The sequence below is a fragment of the Streptomyces sp. NPDC002787 genome (genome assembly GCF_053592095.1).
The window spans coordinates 144,911-167,220 of record NZ_JBSFVC010000003.1 but is presented as its reverse complement, the minus strand read 5'-3'; the positions used below and the strand labels follow the sequence as shown (position 1 = coordinate 167,220).

Annotated in this window: 27 protein-coding genes and 1 tRNA gene; 15 read left to right on the top strand and 13 right to left on the bottom strand. The window is 69.3% G+C overall.

Annotated features, from left to right (window positions below):
- Positions 1 to 71 precede the first annotated feature (71 nt).
- Entirely contained in the window at positions 72 to 521 is a 450-nt protein-coding gene (locus ACWD26_RS04880) for a MarR family winged helix-turn-helix transcriptional regulator (RefSeq protein WP_451266235.1), read from the bottom strand.
- A gap of 173 nt (positions 522 to 694) precedes the next feature.
- Here ACWD26_RS04880 and ACWD26_RS04875 point away from each other — a divergent pair, with 173 nt between their 5' ends.
- Positions 695 to 895, top strand: coding sequence for a hypothetical protein (locus tag ACWD26_RS04875; RefSeq protein ID WP_451266233.1), 201 nt, complete (start codon positions 695 to 697; stop codon positions 893 to 895).
- A 330-nt stretch (positions 896 to 1,225) separates the two neighbouring features.
- On the opposite strand, the gene ACWD26_RS04870 is transcribed toward ACWD26_RS04875, so the two are convergent.
- The 6 genes from ACWD26_RS04870 to ACWD26_RS04845 form a co-directional block, all read right to left on the bottom strand.
- Positions 1,226 to 2,146 (bottom strand): RNA polymerase sigma factor SigF, encoded by a 921-nt coding sequence (locus ACWD26_RS04870; protein WP_013002373.1) that lies wholly within the window; start codon positions 2,144 to 2,146, stop codon positions 1,226 to 1,228.
- 523 nt (positions 2,147 to 2,669) lie between these two features.
- Entirely contained in the window at positions 2,670 to 3,545 is an 876-nt protein-coding gene (locus ACWD26_RS04865) for a SigB/SigF/SigG family RNA polymerase sigma factor (RefSeq protein WP_451266231.1), read from the bottom strand.
- Positions 3,546 to 3,707: 162 nt separating this feature from the next.
- Complete coding sequence (locus ACWD26_RS04860; protein WP_451266229.1) at positions 3,708 to 4,001, bottom strand: Dabb family protein; 294 nt, start codon at positions 3,999 to 4,001, stop codon at positions 3,708 to 3,710.
- Positions 4,002 to 4,048: 47 nt separating this feature from the next.
- Positions 4,049 to 4,264 carry a hypothetical protein gene (locus tag ACWD26_RS04855; protein WP_451266680.1) on the bottom strand — a complete coding sequence of 72 codons (216 nt, stop codon included), beginning with the start codon at positions 4,262 to 4,264 and terminating at the stop codon, positions 4,049 to 4,051.
- 312 nt (positions 4,265 to 4,576) lie between these two features.
- Positions 4,577 to 5,194 (bottom strand): N-acetyltransferase family protein, encoded by a 618-nt coding sequence (locus ACWD26_RS04850; protein WP_451266227.1) that lies wholly within the window; start codon positions 5,192 to 5,194, stop codon positions 4,577 to 4,579.
- On the bottom strand, positions 5,175 to 5,933 hold the full coding sequence (locus ACWD26_RS04845; RefSeq protein ID WP_451266225.1) for a GntR family transcriptional regulator: 759 nt from the start codon (positions 5,931 to 5,933) through the stop codon (positions 5,175 to 5,177). Before ACWD26_RS04845 ends, ACWD26_RS04850 begins: the two co-directional genes overlap by 20 nt.
- A gap of 470 nt (positions 5,934 to 6,403) precedes the next feature.
- Here ACWD26_RS04845 and ACWD26_RS04840 point away from each other — a divergent pair, with 470 nt between their 5' ends.
- From ACWD26_RS04840 to ACWD26_RS04780, 13 genes are all read left to right on the top strand, one after another.
- The gene (locus ACWD26_RS04840) at positions 6,404 to 6,673 is read left to right on the top strand and encodes a DUF6284 family protein (protein ID WP_451266223.1); all 270 of its coding nucleotides are present in this window, start codon (positions 6,404 to 6,406) and stop codon (positions 6,671 to 6,673) included.
- Entirely contained in the window at positions 6,670 to 7,122 is a 453-nt protein-coding gene (locus ACWD26_RS04835) for a Pycsar system effector family protein (protein ID WP_451266221.1), read from the top strand. The genes ACWD26_RS04840 and ACWD26_RS04835 overlap by 4 nt, the downstream gene beginning before the upstream one ends.
- Positions 7,119 to 8,039 carry a DUF2637 domain-containing protein gene (locus ACWD26_RS04830; protein WP_451266219.1) on the top strand — a complete coding sequence of 307 codons (921 nt, stop codon included), beginning with the start codon at positions 7,119 to 7,121 and terminating at the stop codon, positions 8,037 to 8,039. Before ACWD26_RS04835 ends, ACWD26_RS04830 begins: the two co-directional genes overlap by 4 nt.
- Positions 8,036 to 8,974 (top strand): DNA cytosine methyltransferase, encoded by a 939-nt coding sequence (locus ACWD26_RS04825; RefSeq protein WP_451266217.1) that lies wholly within the window; start codon positions 8,036 to 8,038, stop codon positions 8,972 to 8,974. Before ACWD26_RS04830 ends, ACWD26_RS04825 begins: the two co-directional genes overlap by 4 nt.
- A 37-nt stretch (positions 8,975 to 9,011) precedes the next feature.
- Positions 9,012 to 9,329, top strand: a complete 318-nt coding sequence (locus ACWD26_RS04820) for a hypothetical protein (protein ID WP_451266215.1) — start codon at positions 9,012 to 9,014, stop codon at positions 9,327 to 9,329.
- Positions 9,330 to 9,434: 105 nt separating this feature from the next.
- Positions 9,435 to 11,555 (top strand): FtsK/SpoIIIE domain-containing protein, encoded by a 2,121-nt coding sequence (locus ACWD26_RS04815; RefSeq protein WP_451266213.1) that lies wholly within the window; start codon positions 9,435 to 9,437, stop codon positions 11,553 to 11,555.
- A 204-nt stretch (positions 11,556 to 11,759) separates the two neighbouring features.
- Positions 11,760 to 12,224 carry a hypothetical protein gene (locus ACWD26_RS04810; protein ID WP_451266211.1) on the top strand — a complete coding sequence of 155 codons (465 nt, stop codon included), beginning with the start codon at positions 11,760 to 11,762 and terminating at the stop codon, positions 12,222 to 12,224.
- 15 nt (positions 12,225 to 12,239) lie between these two features.
- Complete coding sequence (locus tag ACWD26_RS04805; protein ID WP_451266209.1) at positions 12,240 to 12,530, top strand: hypothetical protein; 291 nt, start codon at positions 12,240 to 12,242, stop codon at positions 12,528 to 12,530.
- 87 nt (positions 12,531 to 12,617) lie between these two features.
- A complete protein-coding gene (locus ACWD26_RS04800) occupies positions 12,618 to 13,526 on the top strand; it encodes a bifunctional DNA primase/polymerase (RefSeq protein WP_451266207.1) in 909 nt (302 codons plus the stop codon).
- Positions 13,523 to 13,879: a hypothetical protein gene (locus ACWD26_RS04795; RefSeq protein ID WP_451266205.1), complete on the top strand. Its 357-nt coding sequence runs from the start codon at positions 13,523 to 13,525 to the stop codon at positions 13,877 to 13,879. The genes ACWD26_RS04800 and ACWD26_RS04795 overlap by 4 nt, the downstream gene beginning before the upstream one ends.
- Positions 13,876 to 14,979, top strand: a complete 1,104-nt coding sequence (locus tag ACWD26_RS04790; protein WP_451266204.1) for a DUF3631 domain-containing protein — start codon at positions 13,876 to 13,878, stop codon at positions 14,977 to 14,979. The genes ACWD26_RS04795 and ACWD26_RS04790 overlap by 4 nt, the downstream gene beginning before the upstream one ends.
- Before the next feature lie 241 nt (positions 14,980 to 15,220).
- Entirely contained in the window at positions 15,221 to 15,466 is a 246-nt protein-coding gene (locus ACWD26_RS04785) for a helix-turn-helix domain-containing protein (protein WP_319165652.1), read from the top strand.
- Positions 15,467 to 15,475: 9 nt separating this feature from the next.
- Positions 15,476 to 16,726 (top strand): tyrosine-type recombinase/integrase, encoded by a 1,251-nt coding sequence (locus tag ACWD26_RS04780; protein WP_451266202.1) that lies wholly within the window; start codon positions 15,476 to 15,478, stop codon positions 16,724 to 16,726.
- A gap of 100 nt (positions 16,727 to 16,826) precedes the next feature.
- Here ACWD26_RS04780 and ACWD26_RS04775 read toward each other — a convergent pair whose 3' ends face one another.
- The 5 genes from ACWD26_RS04775 to ACWD26_RS04755 form a co-directional block, all read right to left on the bottom strand.
- Positions 16,827 to 17,036: a hypothetical protein gene (locus ACWD26_RS04775; protein WP_451266200.1), complete on the bottom strand. Its 210-nt coding sequence runs from the start codon at positions 17,034 to 17,036 to the stop codon at positions 16,827 to 16,829.
- Positions 17,037 to 17,111: 75 nt separating this feature from the next.
- Positions 17,112 to 17,945 (bottom strand): zeta toxin family protein, encoded by an 834-nt coding sequence (locus ACWD26_RS04770; RefSeq protein ID WP_451266198.1) that lies wholly within the window; start codon positions 17,943 to 17,945, stop codon positions 17,112 to 17,114.
- Positions 17,946 to 18,271: 326 nt separating this feature from the next.
- Positions 18,272 to 18,356 (bottom strand) — tRNA-Ser (locus ACWD26_RS04765).
- Between the two features lie 55 nt (positions 18,357 to 18,411).
- A complete protein-coding gene (gene tadA, locus ACWD26_RS04760; RefSeq protein ID WP_451266642.1) occupies positions 18,412 to 18,843 on the bottom strand; it encodes a tRNA adenosine(34) deaminase TadA in 432 nt (143 codons plus the stop codon).
- Positions 18,844 to 18,937: 94 nt separating this feature from the next.
- Entirely contained in the window at positions 18,938 to 19,462 is a 525-nt protein-coding gene (locus ACWD26_RS04755) for a tRNA adenosine deaminase-associated protein (RefSeq protein WP_451266640.1), read from the bottom strand.
- 1,417 nt (positions 19,463 to 20,879) lie between these two features.
- On the opposite strand from ACWD26_RS04755, the gene upp reads away from it, so the two are divergent.
- The gene (gene upp / locus ACWD26_RS04750) at positions 20,880 to 21,515 is read left to right on the top strand and encodes a uracil phosphoribosyltransferase (protein WP_451266196.1); all 636 of its coding nucleotides are present in this window, start codon (positions 20,880 to 20,882) and stop codon (positions 21,513 to 21,515) included.
- 13 nt (positions 21,516 to 21,528) lie between these two features.
- On the opposite strand, the gene ACWD26_RS04745 is transcribed toward upp, so the two are convergent.
- A complete protein-coding gene (locus ACWD26_RS04745) occupies positions 21,529 to 22,218 on the bottom strand; it encodes a LytR C-terminal domain-containing protein (RefSeq protein ID WP_451266638.1) in 690 nt (229 codons plus the stop codon).
- Positions 22,219 to 22,310 lie beyond the last annotated feature (92 nt).

The window sequence follows — 22,310 nt, the reverse complement described above, 5'->3', positions numbered from 1 at the left end:
GCTTCCTTTTCCTGTGTGCTCTTTGCGGGTGTGCTCGTCGCGGGGTGTACGGGTTGCTGATCTGCCGCTCGCTATGCGGGTGTTCGGGATGGTGGGGCGGCGTCGAAGCTCTCGCGCAGCCGGCCCAGGAGGCGGGCGAGCTGTCCGACCTCGTCGTCGGACCAGGCGCTCAGCCGGTCGGCCATCAGCCGGCTGGTGCGCCGGTCCAGCTCGGCGATCACGGCCCGGCCCTCGGGGGTCAGGCGCAGGATGCGTGAGCGTTTGTCCGCCGGGTCGGGGAGGCGTTCGATCCAGCCCCGCGCGGCGACGTGGGCGACATGACGGCTGGTCACGGACATGTCTACGGAGAGCAGTTCGGCGAGCCTGCTCATCCGCATGTCGCCGTGCCGGCCGAGCAGGGTCAGGACTCCCGCCGATCCGCCGGGGCAGTCGTGCGGCAGTATCCGTGCGAGCTCCCGCTTCACGGCCCCGATGGCGCTGAGCTGACGGGTCAGCTCCTCGTAGTGCGCTTGCCCGGCCATGGAGCCCCTCCCTCGTTTGTTGCTTAGGGCAACCATAAGAGTGGATGGTTGCTGCAGGCAAATGAAATCGGGCGTTCGCGGCTCAAGTCTTGGCAAAGGAGAACGGTTCGGCCTGGGGCGGGCGGAGAACCCCGCTTGGGCGCGTCCTCCCCGATTCGCTAAGGTCTCGGGCCATGGCTGACAACCAGGGCCCTCAGGGCAACTACGACCCCGCGGGCAGCACGCAGATGTTCCGCGCCTTCGTCGACGAGACGCCGGCGGGGGGGCGACGGCCCGCTGCCGCGGCTTCCTCCGGGCCGCGGGTCGGGGTGATCGTCGGCGTGGTCGCCGCGGTGGTGGTTGTGGCCGCGGTGGTGTGGCTCGCGCTGATGTGATGGGTGCGGTGGGCTGTTGCGTGCCTACTCGACTGCCGGGCTGATGTGATGTTTGCGGCTGCGGGTGGTTCGTGGTCGCTCGCGCAGTCCCCCGCGCCCCTGAAAAGCCAGGCCCTGCAGGCCTGAAAGCCGAGGTCCTGCGGGCCTGGAGACCGACGGTCCTTCGGGCCGGAAAGCACGGGGCGCAGCCCCTGCTTTTCAGGGGCGCGGGGAACTGCGCGACCAGCCCCCACTCACCCGCACCCGCCAACGCTCCCGTGCCCACCGGTACATACGTCCACCGCCGGGGCGCCCTCGCGGCACCCCGGCGGTCACGTGTCAACGTGTGGCTCAGTCGGAGATCAGGCCCTCGCGGAGCTGGGCCAGGGTCCGGGTGAGGAGGCGGGAGACGTGCATCTGGGAGATGCCGACCTCCTCGCCGATCTGGGACTGCGTCATGTTCGCGAAGAAGCGGAGCATGATGATCCGGCGCTCGCGGGGCGGCAGCTTGGCCAGTAGCGGCTTCAGCGACTCGCGGTACTCCACGCCCTCCAGCGCCGTGTCCTCGTAGCCGAGGCGGTCCGCGAGGGAGCCCTCGCCACCGTCGTCCTCGGGGGCGGGGGAGTCCAGCGACGACGCCGTGTAGGCGTTGCCCACCGCGAGGCCGTCGACGACGTCCTCCTCCGACACGCCCAGGACGGCGGCGAGTTCGGTGACCGTCGGGGAGCGGTCGAGCTTCTGGGACAGCTCGTCGCTGGCCTTGGTGAGGGCCAGGCGCAGCTCCTGCAACCGCCTCGGCACCCGGACCGACCACGAGGTGTCGCGGAAGAACCGCTTGATCTCGCCCACGACCGTCGGCATCGCGAACGTCGGGAACTCCACGCCCCGTTCGCAGTCGAAGCGGTCGATCGCCTTGATCAGGCCGATCGTTCCGACCTGGACGATGTCCTCCATCGGTTCGTTGCGCGACCGGAAACGGGCGGCGGCGTAACGCACCAGGGGGAGGTTGAGCTCGATGAGAGTGTCCCGGACGTAGGCACGCTCGGGGCTGTTCTCGTCCAGTGCGGCCAGCCGCAGGAACAGGGAGCGGGACAGGGTGCGGGTGTCGATGTTCGCCGAGGCCGACACGGCCGGAAGGTCAGTCACCGGAGGAGCCTGGGGACCGGGAAGGTCCTCAAGCGCCTGAAGGTCCTGAGGGGCCTGGATAGCGTCGGGCGCGGTCTCGCTCTTGTCGAGCGTGAGCACCTTCGAGCTGCCCTGGTCTGCGGACATGCCACCCCCTTTGGGTCGCGGACGGTCGCGGCGGACGCTCCGTCGTAAGGAACGCAGCCTCCACCTGAATACCGGCGGCGAGGCCACGGCAAACGCGCTGGGGGAAGAATGTCACACGTCGGCAACGCGATGTAGTGACATGTCGACATGGAGAGGGTGAATTGGCCCCGGAATAAGGCGGTCTGATGCCCTTTCGGCCTAGAACGACGGGAAAGAAGAGCGGTGGGCGATTCGCTCTCACCGGTGATCACCCGACAGCGCATTCGGTCACGCCCATGGCCTGCGCACGCGTGCCGCTGGCCGATTCTGTGCGCCCCGCCTGCCTTCGTGCGCCCCGTGTGCCCCATGGTCCATCCGAGACGCCGCGAGGGTCCGGCGGTTACCGGCGGTCACCACTTTCCGAAGCCGGGGCCGACGCCCCGAAGGGGTGCGGGGAACTGCGCGACCAGCCACGAACCGGCCCGCAGCCGCAAGACCCGGGAACCCGGCAGACGAGTGGGCGCCCGGCACCCAGGCGGAGCGCTCACGCCTCGATGCGGTTGGCCGACCGCAGCCGCGCGAAGCTCCGCGCCAGCAGCCGCGAGACATGCATCTGGGAGACGCCCAGCTCCGCGCTGATCTGCGACTGCGTGAGGTTGCTGTAGTAGCGGAGCAGCAGGATCCGCTGTTCGCGCTCGGGGAGTTGGACGAGGAGGTGCCGTACGAGGTCGCGGTGTTCGACGCCGTCGAGCTCGGGGTCCTCGTAGCCGAGCCGGTCGAGCAGTCCCGGCATCCCGTCGCCCTCCTGGGCGGCCTCCAGTGAGGTCGCGTGGTACGAGCGGCCCGCCTCGATGCAGGACAGGACCTCCTCCTCGGTGATGCGCAGCCGCTCGGCGATCTCGGCGGTGGAGGGCGTGCGGCCGAAGGCGGTGGTGAGGTCCTCGGTCGCGCTGTTCACCTGCACCCACAGCTCGTGCAGCCGGCGCGGGACGTGGACCGTGCGGACGTTGTCGCGGAAGTACCGCTTGATCTCGCCGACGACGGTGGGCATCGCGAAGGTCGGGAACTGTACGCCCCGGTCCGGGTCGAACCGGTCGATGGCGTTGATCAGCCCGATGGTCCCGACCTGGACGACGTCCTCCATGGGCTCGTTGCGGGAGCGGAAGCGGGCGGCCGCGTAGCGCACTAGGGGGAGGTTCGCCTCGATGAGCGCGCCGCGCACGCGGTTGTGCTCCGGGGTGCCCGGCACCAGGTGCTTCAGCTCGCCGAAGAGCACCTGGGTGAGGGCCCGGGTGTCGGCGCCGCGGCGCTTCTCCGGGACGGGGGCCGTGACCTGGGCCGGCGCGGGATCGGGAGCCGGGACGTCTTCCTGGGGAGGCGCAGTACTGGCCGACACGGTCAACGCCACCTCTTCATCCATCAACTCAACCGTCAAAAGCGGTCATAGCATCACAAGACATGTGCACTGTGATCAAGCACCGCATAACGCCGTGTTGGACGAGAGTTGACCGTGCGAGGCGCAATTGGGTGTAAAAGCGCCCCGCACTGCTGGAGTGCGGGGCGTGAGGTGTGGCCGTACGGCTCAGAACTCGTAGTCGGCGATGATCCAGGTGGCGAACTCGTGCCACAGCGCGACGCCCGCCTGGTGGGCCGGGTGTTCGACGTACGTACGGAGCGCGTCGGCGTCGTCGAACGCGGAGTTGATCGCGAAGTCGTAGGCGATGGGGCGGTCGCTGAGGTTCCAGCCCAGCTCCCAGAAGCGGATCTCCTCGATGGTGCCGTCGAGCGCGCGGAAGGCTTCGACGCCCTTCACGACCCGTGGGTCGTCGCGCTCGACGCCCTCGTTGAGCTTGAAGAGGACCAGGTGGCGGATCATGGGTGCTCCGGGGAGGTCGTACGGCGTGGTGGTGCTGGGCGCTGCCGCTACTCGCCGCCGTTGGCGATCCAGGTCATGAAGTCACCGACGGACTGGGCGGCGTTCGAGACGCCCTCGAACCCTATCTGGACGTAGTCGGCGGCCTTGGCCGGGTCCGTGATGATCACGTAGAGCACGAAGACCACGAGCACATACAGCGCGATCTTCTTCCCCTGCACCGCCACCGTGGCCTCCCCCGCCTCTTGTGCCCCGTGGGCCCCCATGGGTCCTCTTTGTCGGCGGCGAGTGTAACCCGATCATGCGTTCGCAGGAGAGACGGCGGAGCCCGGAAACGCAGGAAGGGCCCCGCTTGACGGCGGAGCCCTTCTTCAGCGGTAGCGGAGGGATTTGAACCCTCGGTGACTTGCGCCACACTCGCTTTCGAGGTCTGTTCGTGCTGGTCAGACCATGATCCGGAGCCGTTCAGCCTCGTTCATTCCCGTACGCGCGCCCGTGGCGTGAACCGCTGTGGACGACGACGGACGGGGATGAATGAGACGGAAACTGAGACGGAGCGCTACCGGCTGACCAGCGCGTTAGCGCCTCTGAAGCGGTACCCCGACGGGCGCGGCCACGTCCCCGTGCTGCCCCTGGCGGAGACCGACGGGCAAGAGGTCGTCGGGCATGGAGACTTCACCTGCCGGTCGCTGCGCGAGCCACCCTGAGCGCCTGTGTGACGGGGCCTCAGTGCGGACGTGCTGAAAGCCCAACCGCTCGTAGTAGGCGTGCAACCCCGTGTTCGTGCGCCACGTGTCGATGCGCACCCAGCTTCGCCCTTCCAGCGCTGCAAGACGGGACATCCAGTCGATGACCCGTGTGCCGAGATGACGCCCGGACGCTTCACGCGCGACGATCAGCTTGTAGAGGTACAGCGCTGTTTCCGGGCGGTCGGAGTCCTTCCAGAAGTCTCGGTCGACGGGGCCCCGGCTCACGGTCGCGAGTACTTCGCCCTGCTCGCCGACCACGACCCATGCGCGCCCCTCATCTATGCTGGCGCGCCATTTCGCGATGGCGCGTTCACCGGTCTCCGCGTCGCTCCACTGATCCGTGCCTTTGGTGCGTAGCCACCCCTCGGCCTCTGTTCGGAGAGTCAAGAGGGCTGGTACATCCTCCGCCGCTGCGGGGCGAAGGTACTCAGTCGGTGCTGACTTCATAGAGGATCTTGTGCCTGTCTCCGGGGAGGATGGTGACCATGCAGCGGAGGGGACGGCCGTCCGCGTCATAGCCGGTTCGGGTGTGCTCTGCGATCGGTGTTGCCGCAGGGAGTGCAAGTAGTGCGGCCTCCTGTCGAGTCGGCATACGGACTGAAATCTCGTCCCTGTACTTCGCTTGCACAAGTCCCACGGAAGCCAGAACGCCACCGGGCGCCGAGACGTCGCGGGGTTCCATCAAGGGCGTGCCGGTGACGAGTTCCTGAGGGAAGTACGAGTCGGCGAGAGCGTAGGGCCGGTTGTCTATGTACCGGACGCGCTTGCGAGCCACGGCCAGACCGTCTGCGGGCAGTTCGAGGCATTCGCGCACGTGGGCGGGCGGCTCAACGATCGACACCGTGATGTCTTGGCGGGGGGCGTTCCCGTTCTCCGCAATCGCGCTGGCCCACTGGTCACCGGCGGTTCGCCCCTCGACCGCAGTGGCGTGGCGGCTCCGACTCTCCAGAGTGGTCCAGTTCCAAACGACGGGCGGGTAGTCCTCGCGGACGTACTTCCCTTGTCCCTGCCCCGTGACGACTAGGCCCTCTTCGACCAGGAGGCGGACGCCGGCGCGGATGGTCTCGCGGCTGTAGCCGTACTGGCTCATCATCTTCGATTCGCTGGGGAGCGCTGCGCCCCCCGCCAACTGCCCGGACTCGATCTGTTCGCGCAGGTCATAGGCGACTTCCTGCGCCTTCGTCATGCCGCGTCGCACCGGTAATGCGCCTCCTCTGCTCCGACTCCTCCATACAAGTTAGACCAGGGGGCTTGACTCTCCAAGCGCGACTCGTGCAGTCTCTTGCTCAGCGGCACTCCTCCAGACAAGTTAGACGGGGTGTCACGTACAGCACTGCGGTACAGGTGCGCCCGGAGGAAAGCCCGCAGGGGTGAGTACGAAGGAAGCGTTCGTTGGTTGAGAACTCAACAGAGTGTCGAAGTAAGACCATCGCCCCCGCTCGCAGCGGTGGGCGAGCGCGTACGGGTCCGTCCTGTACGCGGTACAGCACGACCGACACCCGCAGCGTTTTCTGCGGGCCGGTTGCCTCCGCTGCACGTCTCGTACGTGCAGCGCTGAGGGGAGCCGGATGTTCCGACTTCAACGGCGCGCGGCTCCGGTGCGGGAACACCGGAGCCGCTGTTCGGGCCGTTCCTGTGTGAGAGGACTGCGACCCTATGAGCACCATCGTCACTGTTCAGGACGCTGTTACCGCGTTCGCCGACTTCATGGAGCCGACGAACGCCGAGCTGGACGCGATCGAGCAGGAGATGCCCGCGATCCTGGCGGACGTCGAGCTGATCGACGCGCAGATCATCGCGCTCAACCACACGCCGAACGAGGTGGACGCCAAGCGTCTGCGCCGGGCGTTCGGCAAGGTGCTGGAGGAGCGGCGGGCGCTGGCCAACCGCACCGCCGCCGACCGCACGGCGGGCGGTGCCGCGTGAGTGCCGCCGACCAGAACCTGACCGCCGCGCACGCTGAGGTGAAGGCGGAGATCGCGCGGACGGACACGAAGACTGGTCTGCTGCTCGCGTTCATCGGCGCGGTGCTGGCCGGTGCGTGGACGGTCGCCAAGGACATGCCGCTCAACCCCGCCGCCTACGCGGTGGGCGGGTTCGGCATGGTGCTGCTGGCCGTGGCGGCCGGTCTGCTGCTGCGGTCGGTACGGCCGAACCTGCGGGGGCGGCACGGTTTCCCTCTGTGGGCCACGCTCACCGCCGAGGAGATCACGGCCACGCTCGCGGAGATCGACCGCAGCGCGGACATCGCGGGTCTGTCCCGGCTCGCGGTCGCCAAGTTCACCGGTTTGCGCCGCGCCATCGACCTGACGTGCGCCGGCGGCGCCTTGCTCGTCCTCGCCGTCGTGATCGCTGTGGTGGGGGGTGCGCGATGAACCTCAACCGCAAAGGCAAGGCGGCGCTGGTCCTGGCGCTGGTCGCGGTGGTCGGCATGGCGTTCCGGGTGTCCTGGAACGCGCTGCGGGACGTGGCGAGCGCGATCGGCGCGGACGCCACGGCCGCGACGCTGTACCCGTTCGTGGTCGACGGTCTGATGGCGCTCGCGCTGGTCGCGGCACTGGTACTGGTCGACGACGACCGTAAGTTCGCGCTGCGGGTGCTGGGCACCTACACCCTCGCCTCGCTGGTCCTCAACTACGTGCACGGGCTCGTGCCGGAACTGCACGGCGCATCGGTCGACTGGGGCCGTCTGGCCGACTGGAACCCGGCGAACTACGCGCTGGTGCTGCTGGCCACGTCGCTTCCGGTCGGGTCGATCTACTTCGGTTCCGACCTGGTCGCCAAGGTGCTGCACCACCGCCCCGCCCCGATTCCCGCCCCAACCACGAATGCGGAGGAATCTACCGAGACCATGAGGAAACGGTCTATGGCTGACCTGCCGGAATCGACCCCGGAGCCGATCACGGCGACGGTGGTGCGGGTGCCCGATCCGGTGGCGGTCGACTTCACGAAGTCGACGCTCCCGCTCAAGCCCGTACCCGTCGCACCGGTCGTCGCCCCGGTGGTCGACCGGTCTCCGGTCGCCTCGATCGAGAAGCGGGCGGTGGCGGCTGAGTCGACCCCGACCCGCCGCGCGACCGGTCGGGTTCCAGAATCGGCCCGTCCGGCCCGGTCGCGCCGAAGTGCGGCTGAACTCCTGCACGAGGCACGGACGGTGACGGTCGGTTGGCCGGACGCCAAGGTGACCGCCGAGGGCATCCGCCGAGAGATCCGCACGTCCCCGGCGAACGCGCGGACGCTACGGGACACGCTGCTCGCCGAGCGTGCCACGCGGAAGCGGTCGGCGGCGTGAGCGGGCTGAGGATCGGTTCGCTCTGCACCGGTTACGGCGGTCTGGACATGGCCGTCCAAGCCGTGTTCGGCGGGGAGCCGGCGTGGGTCGCGGACGTCGACCCCGGCGCCTCGCACATCCTCGCCCACCACTACCCGCAGGTTCCCAACCTGGGGGACATCACGACCCTGGACTGGCGGGATGTCGGCCCGGTCGACGTCTTGACCGGCGGGTACCCCTGCCAGCCCTTCAGCATCGCCGGACGGCGGAAAGGAACCGCTGATGAGCGGCACATCTGGCCGTACATCGCGCATGCCCTTGGCGTTCTACGACCCCGCTACGCGATCCTGGAAAACGTCGCAAACCACCTTCGACTTGGGTTTGCCGACGTCCTCGCCGACCTTGCCCGTCTCGGGTTCGATGCGGAGTGGTGCGTTGTACGCGCGGACCAGGTCGGTGCTCCGCACGAGCGCCGCCGGCTCTTCGTCCTGGCCGCTGCTGCCGACGCCCCGGACCTCGGACACCAACGGGGCGGGCGAGCACGGAACGGGTGGCCCGGACCTGCGTACGGCCGTCTCGCTGTTGCCGACGCCGACGGCGCGGGACTGGAAGGGCGAGGGGTACGAGGGGCAGTTGCCGAACACGGTGACCCGGCTCCCGCGCCCCGAGACGCCGACTGGGGCCGTTTCGCCCCCGCCGTCGCGCGGTGGGAAGCGGTCACCGGGCATCGTGCCCCCTGGGCAGTTGACCATCGGGGACGTCTGAGTCCCGCGTTCGTCGAATGGCTGATGGGCCTGGACCCCGGACACGTCACCGCCGTACCCGGCCTGTCCCGCAACGCCCAGCTCAAAGCCCTGGGCAACGGCGTGGTCCCGCAGCAGGCCGCCCACGCCCTCTCCGTCCTGCACGGTCGCCTCGCCGACCGCCCCGCACAGCGCTTCACGCACGCTGCCTGAGCTGCACCGACCACCCGTTCCGACCGAAGGGTTGACCATGGGCAACGCCGACATCCGCCGCCTCGACCGCGAGATCCAGCGGACCGTGAAGAAGCTGGAAGCGGTCCGCCGGGGTGAGTGGTGGCCGCTGACCAGCCGTGAACGCCTCTCGATGACCCGCGCCATGGCCAGCGGCGCCCGCAGCGTCCACAAGGGCCGCAGCACGACCGGTGCCGAGAACCGCATGGACTCCGTCGGCACCGCCGCCGAGACGCGGCTGAACGCGGAGCTGATGGCCCTGCACGGTGAGCGTCAGCGCCTGATCACCGAGGCCGCGCGCGCCAAGGCCGCCAAGAAGAAGTCCGGTTGGTTCTGATCAGCCGACCCCTCAACGCCGGGGTGGTCGCTCTTTCCACGGACCCGACCACCCCGGCACTCCCTCACTCCCGCCCCCGAAGGGGCAGTCAGGAGCAGTTCCAGCATGTCTGAGAACGTCGTTCACCTCCACAAGCCCACCGACCCGGCCACCGTCGACGACACGGCGCCGACCGTGCTCACCGTCGTGCCGGACGCCCCGTCGGTCCGGCCGGTGCCGCTGTGGGTGCGCTCCGGCCGCGCAGTGAAGCGTGTGGTCACGCACGAGCGAACCGGGGCGACGGTGCGGGCGGTGGCCCGGCACAGCCTCTACACGTTCAACGGCGGGCGGATCGTGGCCCGCCGCACCTGGGACGGGAAGACCGGGTCCCGTTACGAGCGGATGATCCGCGCGGCGGAAGCCGCGGGGAACCTGGAAGCGGCGGAGGAGTGGGAGGAGCGGTTGCAGCGCTTCCGGGCCGCCCGTCACCACCGCCGTATGGACCTGTTGCACTCCCCGGTGGAGGCCGCCAAGGGTGTGGCCGTCGGTACCGGCATGGGGATCGGTGTCCTGGTCGCGCTCGGGGTGGTGATGGCCATCAACAACGGCGACGTCGGCGACGTCATCACCCCGCTGTCGGCGACCATCGATTTCATCGCCCTGCTCATCCGGATCGTTCAGGTCGTGTGGGGTCCGGCGCTCACGATCGGCCCGTTCCTCGCCCTGCTCGCCCTGTGGGCCGTCGGCAGCAAGCAGCAGGCCGCACCCCAGTGGGCGCTTCCCGCCAACGTCCGCTCGGGCGAGGGTGAGCCGATCACCCCGTCCATCGTGGTCAAGGCGCTGCGGGACCTGGGGGTTCCGGCGCTGCGCAACGCCATCAAGGAGATGGGGGACGCCGGCGCGTCCATGCTCGGTCCGATCCGGATCGCCGGATGCGGCATCGAGGTCGACGTCACCCTGCCGTCGGGGGTGTCGACGAACGAGGTGCAGAACCGGCGCCGCAAGCTCGCTGAGAACCTGACCCGGCACGAGCACGAAGTGTTCATCACCATCCCGACCGCCGCCCGTACGGTGCGGCTGTGGGTGGCCGACTCGGGTGCGTTGGACGAGCCGATCGGTCCGTCCCCGCTGGTCACGGACGAGACGATGACCGCCGACTACACCAAGGGCAAGGCGCCGTGGGGGCAGGACCTGCGTGGCGACGCCGCGAGCCTGAGCCTGTACCAGCGCCACCTGCTCATCACCGGTCTGTCGAACCAGGGCAAGACCGTGGCCCTGCGCTCCCTGGCCCTGTGGCTCTCGCTGGACAAGTCGGTGCAGTTCCTCATGGGCGACCTCAAGGGCGTGGGCGACTGGGCCATGTTCGACGGGCTCGCCACCACCCTGATCCAGGGTCCGACGGACGAGCACGTGATCCAGGTGACCGAGATGGTCGAGGGCGCGGTGGACGAGATGAACCGCCGTATCCAGGCCCCGCCCGGCACCGTGTTCCCGCCGCTGATCGTGCTGGTCGACGAGGCACAGGTGGCGTTCATGTGCCCGGCCAAGGACGAGGACAAGCGCCCCTACGGCGGGTCCAAGGCCAACTCGCGGTACTTCATGGCGGTCCGGAAGATCCACAACCAGGGCCGTGCGGTGAACGTGCTGATGTGGCAGGGCACCCAGGACCCGACCAACGAGAACCTGCCCAAGCTGGTCCGCGAGGGCGCCCACACCCGCGCGTCCCTCGCCCTGGGCACCGAATCGCAGGCCCGCATGGCACTCGGGGACAAGGCCGTCGACGGCGGCGCCGCACCGAACCTGCTGCGTCCGGGCCTGGACCGGGGAACCTTGGTCGTCGCCTCCGACGGCATCACCGTCCCGGCCGGACAGTCCTCCATCACGGTGCGCACGCACTACATCGACGACGACGGCGCCGAAGCCATCACCGACCGCGCCAAGGCGCTGCGCGACGGCGTCACCACCCTGCACGCCATCGAGCGGGGCGAGGACCGCGACCCCCTCGCCGACATCGCCACCGTCGTCGGCGACGCCTCCCGCGTTCTGACTCAGGACGTCCTCAAGCGGCTCGCCACGTTGAACGCGGACGCCTACGGCGGCTGGTCGTTCATCGACCTCAAGCGCGTCCTGGACGGCACCGGCGCGGAGCCGTACAAGTCCGACGGCCGCATGGTTGTCGGCCGCGACCGCCTCGCCCGCGCCCTCGCCAACCACGACGAGACGGGTTCCGCTTCCGCCGCCGAATGACAGGGAGCGCACCCCGGTCGGGTCAGGGAGGCAGGGAGAACTCCCTGACTCCCTCCCTGACCCGCCTCCCTGCACTTGACCTGCACGAATGATCAGTCAGGGAGGCAGGGAGGGCCGCAGGTCAGCACCGCCTGAACCCCCTCCAGGAGCCTCCCCCAAGGGGGTGTCTCCGCCTCCCTGGCCTACTGCCGGAAGGGATTCCGCATGTACCCCGAGAACGGCCACCACCCGCCTACCGGGCGGGCCGTGGAAGTCCACCACCCCACCCCCATCACCCCCGCCACTGTCACGCCGGCGCCGGTGGTGCCCGTCCAGCCGGGCACCATCCCGACCGTGGCGAGCATCGTCCTGCCCGACGGCCGGATCATCACCGGCTACGCCATCGAGCCCGCCAAGCCCGAACCGGTCACGGCCAAGCCAGCCGTCTCCCGCGCGGCCGTGAACGTCGCGCTCGGGGGCGTCGGGTTCCTCGCCGTGTGCGGCGGACTGCTCCTCCTCACCACGTTCATCACTGCCCTGACCGCTCTGGTCACCCAGCTCGTCATCCTTGCCGCCGTCGTCTTCGGCGGCTGGATCGCCGTCCAGGTGTTCAGCGCGAGCGGCGACAAAAGCGGGACCACGGTCAACATCCGCAAGGCCGTCATCAAGCGCAACAAGTTCTACGGCTGACAGGAGCCAACACCCGTGATCCGACTGCGTATCCAGCGCACCGCGCTGCCCCGCAACGCGCTCATCCTCACCGACACGCCCCGCCCGGACTGCCGCGACTGTGACGGCGTGGGCGGCATCCCGCACGACTACGGCAACCACTACGACGGCGAGTACGAGGGCACCGAGTGGGAGCCCTGCCCCTGCTGGACCGAGTGGCGCATGGTCCTGCTCCCCCTTCCGCACCGGCCCCGGTGGCTGCACCGGCGCCACAACGGGCGTGACCCGTGGGGCCCCGGCGGATACAGCGACGAACCGCCCTTCTAGCTACGCCAAGGGCGGCCCCCATCTCGCCAAAGAACCGGGGCCGCCCTTGTCACCCAGCACGCTCATACGAACTGGAGGACATCCAGCATGACTCACGACCCCCGGTCCGCGCTGCTCCGCGCGGCCCTGGACGCTGCCGAGCGCGGTTGGCACGTGTTCCCGCTGCGCCCCGGCACCAAGCGCCCCGCCCTGCACGGGGAGGCTTCGTGCCCCGGCACCGGCCCGTGCGCGGCCGGCCACCGGAAGTGGGAGCAGCGCGCAACCACCGACCCCGCCCTGATCCGCGCCACCTGGTCGCGGGGCCCGTACAACGTCGGTATCGCCACCGGCCCGTCCGGGCTGGTCGTCGTCGACCTCGACATGCCCAAAGACAACAAGGGCAGGGCGGACGCGCCATGCGGCGCGACGACCTTCGCAGCGCTCTGTGAGCGCGCCGGCCACCCCGTCCCCACCACCTACCGGACGCGGACCGCGAGCGGCGGACAGCACCTGTACTTCACCGCCCCCACCGGGGTGCGGCTGACCAACACGGCTGGCACCATCGGCGCGTTGGTCGACACCCGCGCGAGGGGCGGCTACGTCGTCGCGGCGGGCAGCACCACCCCCGCCGGAACGTACGAACTCCTGTACGGCCCCGTGGCGGCCCCTCTGCCTCTTTGGCTGCTGAGCATCCTGCGACCGGCCCCCAAGCCCGTACAGGCCCCCTCAGGGCCCGTAGCGGCGCAATCCAGTCGATATGCGGATGTAGCACTCGACAGCGAGACGCGGAACGTCGCCGGGGCCCAAGTCGGCGAGCGGGAAGCGAAGTTGTTCCGTGCGGCGCGCGCCCTCGGGCGTTTCGTCGCGTGGGGCGACCTCCCCCGGCAGGGGGTTGAGCAGGCTCTTCAGGAGGCAGGCGAGCGGGCCGGACTCACCGCCGCCGAGTGCCGCTCCACCCTGCGCAGCGCTCTGGACTGGTCCATCGCCCGCAACCAGCGCGGACGGAACGCCGCATGACCGCCCGCCCCCGCCCCCCTCTGAAGAGCCTCACCCCCACCACGACCGGCCCGCGTGCCGCCGAACCAGCCGCGCCGCAGACGGCCGTGGGCGAGCCGAAAGGCGCCGCCCGCAAGGGCGCCCCTTCTGCCCTTCGCCCTGACCCGCAGGCCGGAGACGGCCGGTACCCCGTCGCATGGCTGCACATCGTCACACCACGTGGCGCCACGCCCACCGCCACCTCGAAGTGCTTGTGCGGGTGGGACCGCAGCGCCGTCGGCCACCGCCGCGTGCTCGCCCTGATCACCGACCACACCGCCCACCGCGACACCTGCCCGCTCCGCAACCCCCAGGAAGGGAGGACCGCAGCATGACGGACACCATCGACGGCGCGGCCCTGCTCAACGAGGTCGAAGCCTTCCACCGTCGGTTCAACGTCTTCCCCACCGAGGCCGCCTACGTCGCGGTCGCGCTGTGGGACGCGCACGCCCACCTGATCGACTGCTTTGACTCCACCCCGCGTCTGGCGTTCCTGTCCCCCGAGCCGGGGTCCGGTAAGTCCCGCGCGCTGGAAGTCGTCGAAACGCTCGTGCCGCGCCCCATGGTCGCCGTCAACGCGTCCGCCGCCGCGCTCTTCCGGTCGGTGTCGGGCAACGAGGGACGGCCTACGATCCTCTTCGACGAGATCGACACCGTCTTCGGCCCCAAGGCGGGGGACAACGAGGAACTGCGCGGGTTCCTCAACGCCGGCCACCGCCGCAAGGGCGTCACCTACCGGTGCGTGGGCGACCAGCAGACCGTCACCCCGTTCCCCTCCTACGCCGGCGTCGCGGTCGCCGGACTCGGCTCGCTGCCCGACACGATCCTGACCCGCTCGGTCATCATCCGTATGCGCCGCCGCGCCAGGAACGAGCACGTCGAACCGTTCCGCGCAGGGCTGCACGAGCCGGAGGGCAACGAGCTGCGCGACCGCCTCGCGCAGTGGGCCGAACACGCAAGCGGGTTCGTCATGGGGGTGTGGCCGGAGATGCCCGACGGGGTCACCGACCGCCCGGCGGACGTGTGGGAACCCCTGCTCGCCGTCGCCGACGTCGTCGGGGGCGACTGGCCGCGCCGCGCGCGGGAAGCCTGCGTGACCCTGGTCAAAGCCTCGCAGGCCAACGACAAAGGCAGCATCGGTATCCGCCTGCTGACCGATCTGCGCGACCACGTCCTCATTGGCATCGACCGCTTGCCGACCGTCGCCATCCTCGACCGGCTCAACGCCCTTGACGACGCTCCGTGGGCCGACCTGGGCGGCCGGCCGCTCGACAACCGGCGCCTGTCCAAGATGCTCAGCGAGTACATGACGGCGGACAACGAACCCATCGCCTCCCGCAACATCCGAACCAGCGGCGGCATCCTCAAGGGCTTCTACGCCGACGACCTCACCGACGCGTGGGCTCGCTACTGCCCGCCCCCGCCCCGCCCCTGAGAAGCGCTACATCCGCTACAGCCGCTACACCCCAGGTCAAAGCACCTGAACCCGTAGCGGCAAACCCCCGATGTAGCGGCTACGGCCCCGCACCCGCCTGCCTGCCGTAGCCGCTACATCGCTGCCATCCGCTACACCAAACACCCCCGCTGACCTGCGATGTAGCGGATGTAGCGGATGTAGCGGACTCCTGAGAAGGGGGCCAAGCCCCCGCCGTCATGTGACGAAGGAGAGCCACCGCATGGACACGGCCCGACTCGCCGAAGCCATCGACCCCACCCTCGTACTGCTGACCGTCGAAGAGGCTGCCCGCCGCCTCCAGATCGGCCGGACCACATGCTTCGCGCTCGTGCGCTCCGGAGAGCTGGAGTCCATCACCGTCGGCCACCTCCGCAGGGTCCCCGCCGACGCCGTTCCGGAGTTCGTCACCCGCCGCCGGAAGCGGCAGCACCACACCGCCACCATCACCGCCGTCCAGGCCGCCTGAGGAGTACGCATGGCAGAAGAGAAGAAGCGCACCCGCCAGCCCAACGGCCGATCCTCCATCTACCTGGGCACCGACGGGAAATGGCACGGACGAGTGACCGTCGGTGTACGCGACGACGGTCGCCCCGACCGGCGCCACGTCGAACGCAAGACGCGCGCCGAAGTGACGGCGGCCGTCCGTGAGCTGGAGAAGCAGCGCGAGGCCAAGACCCTCGCCAAGCCGGGCAAGCCGTGGACGGTCAAGACGTGGCTGACCCACTGGGTCGACACCATCGCGCCGCTCGCGGTGAATGAGAACACCATGGTCGGCTACGGCGTCGCCGTCCGGAAGCACCTGATTCCCGCGCTCGGTTCTCACCGGCTGGACAAGCTCCGGCCGGAGCACATCGAGCGCTTCTACGGGAACATGTTGGTCGACGGTCGTAAGGCCGGAACGATCCATCAGATTCACCGCACCTTCCGCACCGCGCTGAACGAAGCGGTACGCCGTGGCCACCTGGGGCGGAACCCCGTCCAACTGGCCAAGGCCCCCCGCGTCCGGGAAGAGGAAGTCGAGCCCTACACCGTCGAAGAGGTTCAGCGGCTGTTGCGCGCGGCTGACGACCGTCGGAACTCCGCACGGTGGGCCGTGGCGCTCGCCCTCGGGCTCCGCCAGGGTGAAGCACTCGGGCTCAAGTGGTCGGACGTGGACCTTGACCGAGGGGTCCTCATGGTTCGGCGGAGCCGCCGTCGGCCGCGCTACGCCCACGGGTGCGGGGACACCTGCGGCAGGAAGGCTGGCTACTGCCCGCAGCGTCAGCGGACCAACCCGGAGACAGCCGATACGAAGTCCCGTGCCGGACGGCGAGCCGTGGGATTGCCCTCCCAGCTCGTAGACCTCCTGCGCACCCACCAGGCAAAGCAGCAGGCCGAACGCGCGGCGGCTGGCGCCGAATGGACGGACGAAGGGTGGCTCTTCGCTACGCCGATCGGGCGGGGCACATCACCCCGGACGGACTACGACGACTGGAAGGAGTTGCTTGACGGCGCCAAGGTCCGAGACGGCCGGCTGCATGACGCTCGGCACACCGCCGCCACGGTCCTGCTGATCCTCGGAGTCTCCGAACGGGCCGTCATGGGGCTCATGGGCTGGTCCACCACGGCCATGGCCGCGCGGTACCAACACATGGTCGACTCCGTCCGCAGCGACGTTGCACGACAGGTCGACGGATTGATCTGGAAGTATGACGGGGGACCGGCGGATCGGGACGCTAGCGCTTAGGTGCTAGCACTCATGGAACGGTAGATTTCACCGTGCACTAGGGCCCCTCCTGTGTCTACGGGAGGGGCCCTAGGGTGGGCTGTTTGTGCCATGCCGAAAGTCAGAGGCTTTGCGACTGCGCTCCGGCAGTCTGGGCAGATCGTGCCCGCCATGCGGCCTCAACCTCGTGTCGCTTCTCAAGCAGCGCGCCGCGCCAGGCCTCGCGCGCAGTCTCCTTCTCGGCCGTGGTGCCATGCGCAAGAGCAGCGGCGAGATCATCTTCGGCCTCACGCAGCTTGATTTCCGCCTTGACCAGGCTCTCGGGCAACATCCGCCGCCTCCTCTCGATTCTCCTCTAGTGGGTTCAACAGCTCCGTGCCGTGCCCTATGCCCCACCGAAGGATCACTATTCGAATGCCCAGTCGTTGGTTCTGTCAACCGTCGTGAGGGCGCCGTCACTGCTTGTATCTACAATGATCCAGGAGGATACGCCCCAGGTGCCGCCCTGGAGTGCTCTTTCTACCTCCGCGATATCGGCAGCGGCGGATTCTATGACTCCTTCTGGAACGCTACGTCCGGTCTCGATGGCGCGCTGCTTCATGCGCTGGATAGCGACCGATGCTGTGCAGCGTGCGACCAGTATGTGGACCGTCCAACCGGATGCAGACCAATCCTTCACGTAGTCAGACATGTGAACTGGGCGGCCGATGCCATCGATCACGACATCTGCTGTGCCATTCATAGCGCGAGGATGGTCACTCTCGTAAGTGATGTCGCATGCCTCCTGGTGAACCACCATTGAGCCCAGACCCTCGGCATACTCGGGCAACCGGACGCGTACCTCGTCGGCACACAGGACCACAAGGTCTTCCCCCGAAGTTCCGTATGTGTCCTTGTATCTGACGGCGAGTGGGATAAGGCGGGATGTCTTTCCGGCTCCAGGGATTCCAGACAGTATAAAGACGCTTCGAGGCGTCTTCCGGTCTTTGGGAGCGGGAATGAAAGTTGAAGCTGATGCTTGCTCACCAAGCCTGTCCGAGTGCCAGGTTCCATCTCGCTTGTAAACGTGTTTCGTCTCGACAGGGGGACTTTGAGCGGCGATTGCTAGGAGTTCGGCGCGGAGGTCTGGAATGATGTCGCACATCCTTTGCGTGCGGGCGTCTTCATCCCACCAGCCTTGCTCGTACGCGGCGATTTCCCGCTCGCGATTCAGATAGAGCAGCTCCTCTTCCTCGGTCATGCTGCTCTCCCGCCTTGATGGACATCCTTCCTGTACTTGTCAATCGTCACGCGATTGCGTCACGGTTGCCACTCGACCGCTCATGGGTCACAGGACGTAACCGGACCCGGTGGAGGCCAGGTTGCAACTGATGGTGGACTTAACAGGGGTGGGCGTGGCTGGACGGTCTCACTGCGTGGCGACAAGCCGGACAACCAGCGAGGGCCCGTGATCGGTGGGAGGGGCGGCATGCAGGGATGCTCTCCTGCTCGGCGCAACTGAGACGGAAACTGAGACGGAGCAGCACGAAGGGCCCGGTCCACAGGACCGGGCCCTTCGTCTACCTGCGGTAGCGGAGGGATTTGAACCCTCGGTGACTTGCGCCACACTCGCTTTCGAGGCGAGCTCCTTCGGCCGCTCGGACACGCTACCGAGGGAGACCTTACAGCAAGGTGGGGCGTGCTTTGAAATCGGTATTGCCGGGGTCTCAACGGGTGCGGAAGAAGTCGGTGAGGAGCCTCGCGCAGTCGTCGGCGAGGACGCCCTCGACGACTTCGGGGCGGTGGTTGAGGCGGCGGTCGCGTACGACGTCCCAGAGGGAGCCGGTGGCGCCGGCCTTCTCGTCGCGGGCGCCGTAGACGACCCGGTCGACCCGGGACTGCACGAGTGCGCCCGCGCACATCGTGCAGGGTTCGAGGGTGACGACCAGGGTGCAGCCGGTCAGCCGCCACGCGCCGAGTGCGGCGGCGGCCCGGCGGACGGCGAGCACCTCCGCGTGGGCGGTCGGGTCGCCGGTCGCCTCGCGTTCGTTGTGCCCGGTGGCCAGTACGGTCGTGCCGTCCGGGGACAGGACGACCGCGCCGACCGGGACGTCACCGCCCTCGGCGGCCCGCCCGGCCTCGGCCAGGGCGAGCCGCATCGCGGGCCGCCAGCGGTCGCGTACCGGATCGGGGCCCGGTGCCTCTGCGTCGGTTGCTTCGGTCACCCGGGGAACGTAGCCGATGGTTCCACGGTCAGCGGACCGTCTCCAGGACCTCCGAGGCTCCGAGGGCCTCGGCGATCGAGCTGAGGGCGTCGTCGGCGTCGAGGGCGCGCAGCTCCTTCTCGCTCACGCCCAGGTCGTCGAGGATCTCGGTGTCGCCGACCGGGCTGTGCGGCACGGCTTCGGCGGCCGTGTCGTCATCCTCGTCGTCCGGCTCACCGTCCTCCGTGCCGTCGAGGTCGAGGGCGTCCAGGTCGGGGTCGTCGTCGCCGGGCTCCCTTCCGAGCAGCTCGTCGGTGAGCAGGATCTCGCCGTAGCTGCTGCGGGCAGCGGCGGCGGCGTCCGAGACGTAGATACGAGGGTCGTCCTCGCCATCGATACGGACGACGCCGAACCACGCGTCCTCCTGCTCGATGAGCACCAGCACCGTGTCGTCGTCGGGCGAGGCTTCACGGGCCAGGTCGGCCAGATCCGACAGGGTTTCCACATCGTCGAGCTCTGTGTCGCTCGCTTCCCACCCGTCTTCGGTGCGCGCGAGCAGTGCGGCGAAGTACACCGTGACTCTCCCACTGGTCATAGGTGTGCCGGTTGGGGGTCCCCCCGGCGGAGGTTGCGGGTGGGGAGGTTTGCGGTCCGAGCCCCACCCACTCGGAATCGTGGCAGAAACAGAGCGCCCAGGGGATGTCTTCGGCTCCCTGTGTCCGGCTCTTTTGATCGCCGGTGGGGCCGCCGTTCACCTGCACACCTGTTGCCGCCACCAGCGGATCGTACGCGGAGATCCTGGCCGCATATGCACGGCCACCCCGTGAATGCCCGACGCGTACCCCGAGAGCACGGCAAGAGAGGTCCAGGGGAGGGGGCGGGGGAGGTGGTGGGACGGGGAAGTACCGGGGCGGTAAAAGGGGGGAGGGGGATCTGCGCTGGGCAGGTGCGGTTTGAGCCGGGGGCGGGACCGGGCCCCCCGAAATCACCAGCGGAACGTGCGCATGCGCATGGCGTGGCGCAGGCGGGCGGCCTTGGCGCGGCGTGGCTGGACCCGGTCACGCAACTCCCGCGCCTCCGTCCGCTCCCGCAGGAACTGAGCCCGCCGTCGCCGACGCGCCGCGTCGCTCTCCTCGGCCTCCGGCCCCGGCGCCTCGCCGGTCGCCTGCGCGGCTGCACCGGCGTTCGGTGTTGCCCGGCCGTCGGCTGTCTGGGCGGCCCTACCGGCGCTCGGTGTGGCCCCGCCGGCGTCCGTCTGCGCTGCGCGACCGTCTGCTCGTGTCGCCTTGCCGGCGTCTGTCTGCGTTGCGCGGCTGCGGGTTCGTGTGGCCTCGGTGCCGTCCGTTTGCGTTGCGCGGCTGCGGGTTCGTGTGGCCTCGGTGCCGTCCGTTTGCGTTGCGCGGCTGCGGGTTCGTGTCGCCTCGGTGCCGTCCGTCTGCGCTGCGCGACCGTCTGCTCGTGCCGCCTCGTCGGCGCTCCGCTCCGCTCGGACAGTCGCCTGTGTCGCCCTGCCGGGTGTTCGGGCCGTCCGGCCCGCCGTCTGCTCTGGCCCGTCTGCCCGCCGTGCTGGCCTGTCGGTGGCCCGTGCGGTCCCGCCGGTCGGCTGCCGCGCCCCGTCTGTCGTCCGTGCTGGCCTGTCGGCGGTCCTTGCGGTCCCGCCGGTCGGCTGCCGCGCACCGTCAGTCGTTCGTGGCGGCCTGTCGGCGGTCCTCGCTGTCGCACCGGTCGGCTGGCTCGACCCGTTGGTCATGTGTCCCCGTTCGGTCCCCTGCCGCTGGTCGGCAGTGTGGTTCTGGTTGGTTCGCCTGGTGGGGTTCCGTTGGCGTGGGGGACCGTTGTTCGTGTTCGGCATGGGCTCACCACCGTGCGGTGTCGGCTCATCGGGTCGGCTACGTTCATCCCACTTTCCCCCTGACGGGGGATTTGATGCCATCGGTCGGGTGATGCGGGGACGGGGCGCTCGCGTCTGGAGCCCCGGTTAATGTGGGGGCATGCGTCTCCATGTCGTCGACCACCCCCTGGTCGCTCACAAGCTCACCACGCTGCGCGACCGCCGCACCGACTCCCCGACCTTCCGCCGTCTCGCCGACGAGCTGGTCACCCTGCTCGCCTACGAGGCCACCCGTGACGTGCGCACGGAGCAGGTCGACATCGAGACGCCGGTCGCCCCGACCACGGGCGTCAAGCTCGCCCGCCCGCGCCCGCTGGTCGTGCCGATCCTGCGGGCCGGCCTCGGCATGCTCGACGGCATGGTCCGGCTGCTGCCGACCGCCGAGGTGGGCTTCCTGGGCATGATCCGCAACGAGGAGACGCTCCAGGCCTCCACGTACGCCACCCGCATGCCCGAGGACCTCTCCGGCCGCCAGGTGTACGTCCTCGACCCCATGCTCGCCACCGGCGGCACCCTCGTCGCCGCGATCCGTGAGCTGATCGCCCGCGGTGCCGACGACGTGACCGCCGTGGTGCTCCTCGCCGCCCCCGAAGGCGTGGAGATCATGGAGCGCGAGCTGGCGGGCGCCCCGGTGACGGTCGTGACCGCCGCCGTCGACGAGCGCCTCAACGAGCTCGGCTACATCGTGCCGGGCCTGGGAGACGCGGGCGACCGGTTGTACGGCGCCGCCGAGTAGCCCAGGGCGCGGTTCAGCAGGACTTCGTGCTGGTGGGCGTCGGCTCGGGACTGGTCAGGGCGGCCAGGGCCTTGTCGGCGTCCTTCTGCTTGCTGAGGGACTTGAAGCCGGTGCCGATGACGAGGTCGACCTCGGTGGCCTTCGCGCGGCCGTCGGTCTTCAGCTGGGCACCGGTGAGCTGGGTGTTGAGGACGGCCAGCGCCGCGCCCTCGGCGGCCTTCGCGCCGAGCAGTATCGCGGCGCCCTTGACCTTCTTGTCGTACTCCTCGGTCGCGTTGCCCACGTTCCCGATTCGGAAGCCGCGCTTCTTCAGCTCGTCCGCCGTGTCCTTGGCGAGGCCGGCGCGGGGCGTGGCGTTGAGGACGTTGACGGTGATCTTGGCGGGCGCGGGGAGGTCCCTCGCGGACGCGCCCGGCTGCCCCGATTTCCCCGGCTTCCCCGGCGTCTTTGACGTCCCCGTCATTCCGGACGATCCGCCCGCCGACGGGGAAGGGCTCACGCGGGTCGCGCAGTCCGCCTTGGGGCTGGCGGCGGCCGCCTGGTCGTTGTCGCCGGTGAAGACGTCGATGAGCTGCAGGGTCCCCCAGCCGACGAGACCCAGCGCGGTCGCGGACGCGACGATCGCGAGCACGAGCCTGCGGCGCCTCTTGGGTCGTCGCAGCCGCGGGTACTTGTCCCCCGTGATCCGGTACTGGCCGCCCATGCCGGGAGGAGTCAGCATGCTCATGAGCGCAGCGTAGTGCCGTTGGGCGATGATGCCTACTAGATGATCATTCACCGCGCTGCAGTCCAACC

Bases quoted from the DNA above. Each gene is read 5' to 3' on its own strand.
- ACWD26_RS04880 (WP_451266235.1), bottom strand. From the start codon at position 521: ATGGCCGGGCAAGCGCACTACGAGGAGCTGACCCGTCAGCTCAGCGCC.
- ACWD26_RS04875 (WP_451266233.1), top strand. From the start codon at position 695: ATGGCTGACAACCAGGGCCCTCAGGGCAACTACGACCCCGCGGGCAGC.
- ACWD26_RS04870 (WP_013002373.1), bottom strand. From the start codon at position 2,146: ATGTCCGCAGACCAGGGCAGCTCGAAGGTGCTCACGCTCGACAAGAGC.
- ACWD26_RS04865 (WP_451266231.1), bottom strand. From the start codon at position 3,545: ATGGATGAAGAGGTGGCGTTGACCGTGTCGGCCAGTACTGCGCCTCCC.
- ACWD26_RS04860 (WP_451266229.1), bottom strand. From the start codon at position 4,001: ATGATCCGCCACCTGGTCCTCTTCAAGCTCAACGAGGGCGTCGAGCGC.
- ACWD26_RS04855 (WP_451266680.1), bottom strand. From the start codon at position 4,264: ATGGGGGCCCACGGGGCACAAGAGGCGGGGGAGGCCACGGTGGCGGTG.
- ACWD26_RS04850 (WP_451266227.1), bottom strand. From the start codon at position 5,194: ATGAAGTCAGCACCGACTGAGTACCTTCGCCCCGCAGCGGCGGAGGAT.
- ACWD26_RS04845 (WP_451266225.1), bottom strand. From the start codon at position 5,933: ATGACGAAGGCGCAGGAAGTCGCCTATGACCTGCGCGAACAGATCGAG.
- ACWD26_RS04840 (WP_451266223.1), top strand. From the start codon at position 6,404: ATGAGCACCATCGTCACTGTTCAGGACGCTGTTACCGCGTTCGCCGAC.
- ACWD26_RS04830 (WP_451266219.1), top strand. From the start codon at position 7,119: ATGAACCTCAACCGCAAAGGCAAGGCGGCGCTGGTCCTGGCGCTGGTC.
- ACWD26_RS04820 (WP_451266215.1), top strand. From the start codon at position 9,012: ATGGGCAACGCCGACATCCGCCGCCTCGACCGCGAGATCCAGCGGACC.
- ACWD26_RS04815 (WP_451266213.1), top strand. From the start codon at position 9,435: ATGTCTGAGAACGTCGTTCACCTCCACAAGCCCACCGACCCGGCCACC.
- ACWD26_RS04810 (WP_451266211.1), top strand. From the start codon at position 11,760: ATGTACCCCGAGAACGGCCACCACCCGCCTACCGGGCGGGCCGTGGAA.
- ACWD26_RS04800 (WP_451266207.1), top strand. From the start codon at position 12,618: ATGACTCACGACCCCCGGTCCGCGCTGCTCCGCGCGGCCCTGGACGCT.
- ACWD26_RS04795 (WP_451266205.1), top strand. From the start codon at position 13,523: ATGACCGCCCGCCCCCGCCCCCCTCTGAAGAGCCTCACCCCCACCACG.
- ACWD26_RS04790 (WP_451266204.1), top strand. From the start codon at position 13,876: ATGACGGACACCATCGACGGCGCGGCCCTGCTCAACGAGGTCGAAGCC.
- ACWD26_RS04785 (WP_319165652.1), top strand. From the start codon at position 15,221: ATGGACACGGCCCGACTCGCCGAAGCCATCGACCCCACCCTCGTACTG.
- ACWD26_RS04780 (WP_451266202.1), top strand. From the start codon at position 15,476: ATGGCAGAAGAGAAGAAGCGCACCCGCCAGCCCAACGGCCGATCCTCC.
- ACWD26_RS04775 (WP_451266200.1), bottom strand. From the start codon at position 17,036: ATGTTGCCCGAGAGCCTGGTCAAGGCGGAAATCAAGCTGCGTGAGGCC.
- ACWD26_RS04770 (WP_451266198.1), bottom strand. From the start codon at position 17,945: ATGACCGAGGAAGAGGAGCTGCTCTATCTGAATCGCGAGCGGGAAATC.
- tadA (WP_451266642.1), bottom strand. From the start codon at position 18,843: ATGCGGCTCGCCCTGGCCGAGGCCGGGCGGGCCGCCGAGGGCGGTGAC.
- upp (WP_451266196.1), top strand. From the start codon at position 20,880: ATGCGTCTCCATGTCGTCGACCACCCCCTGGTCGCTCACAAGCTCACC.
- ACWD26_RS04745 (WP_451266638.1), bottom strand. From the start codon at position 22,218: ATGGGCGGCCAGTACCGGATCACGGGGGACAAGTACCCGCGGCTGCGA.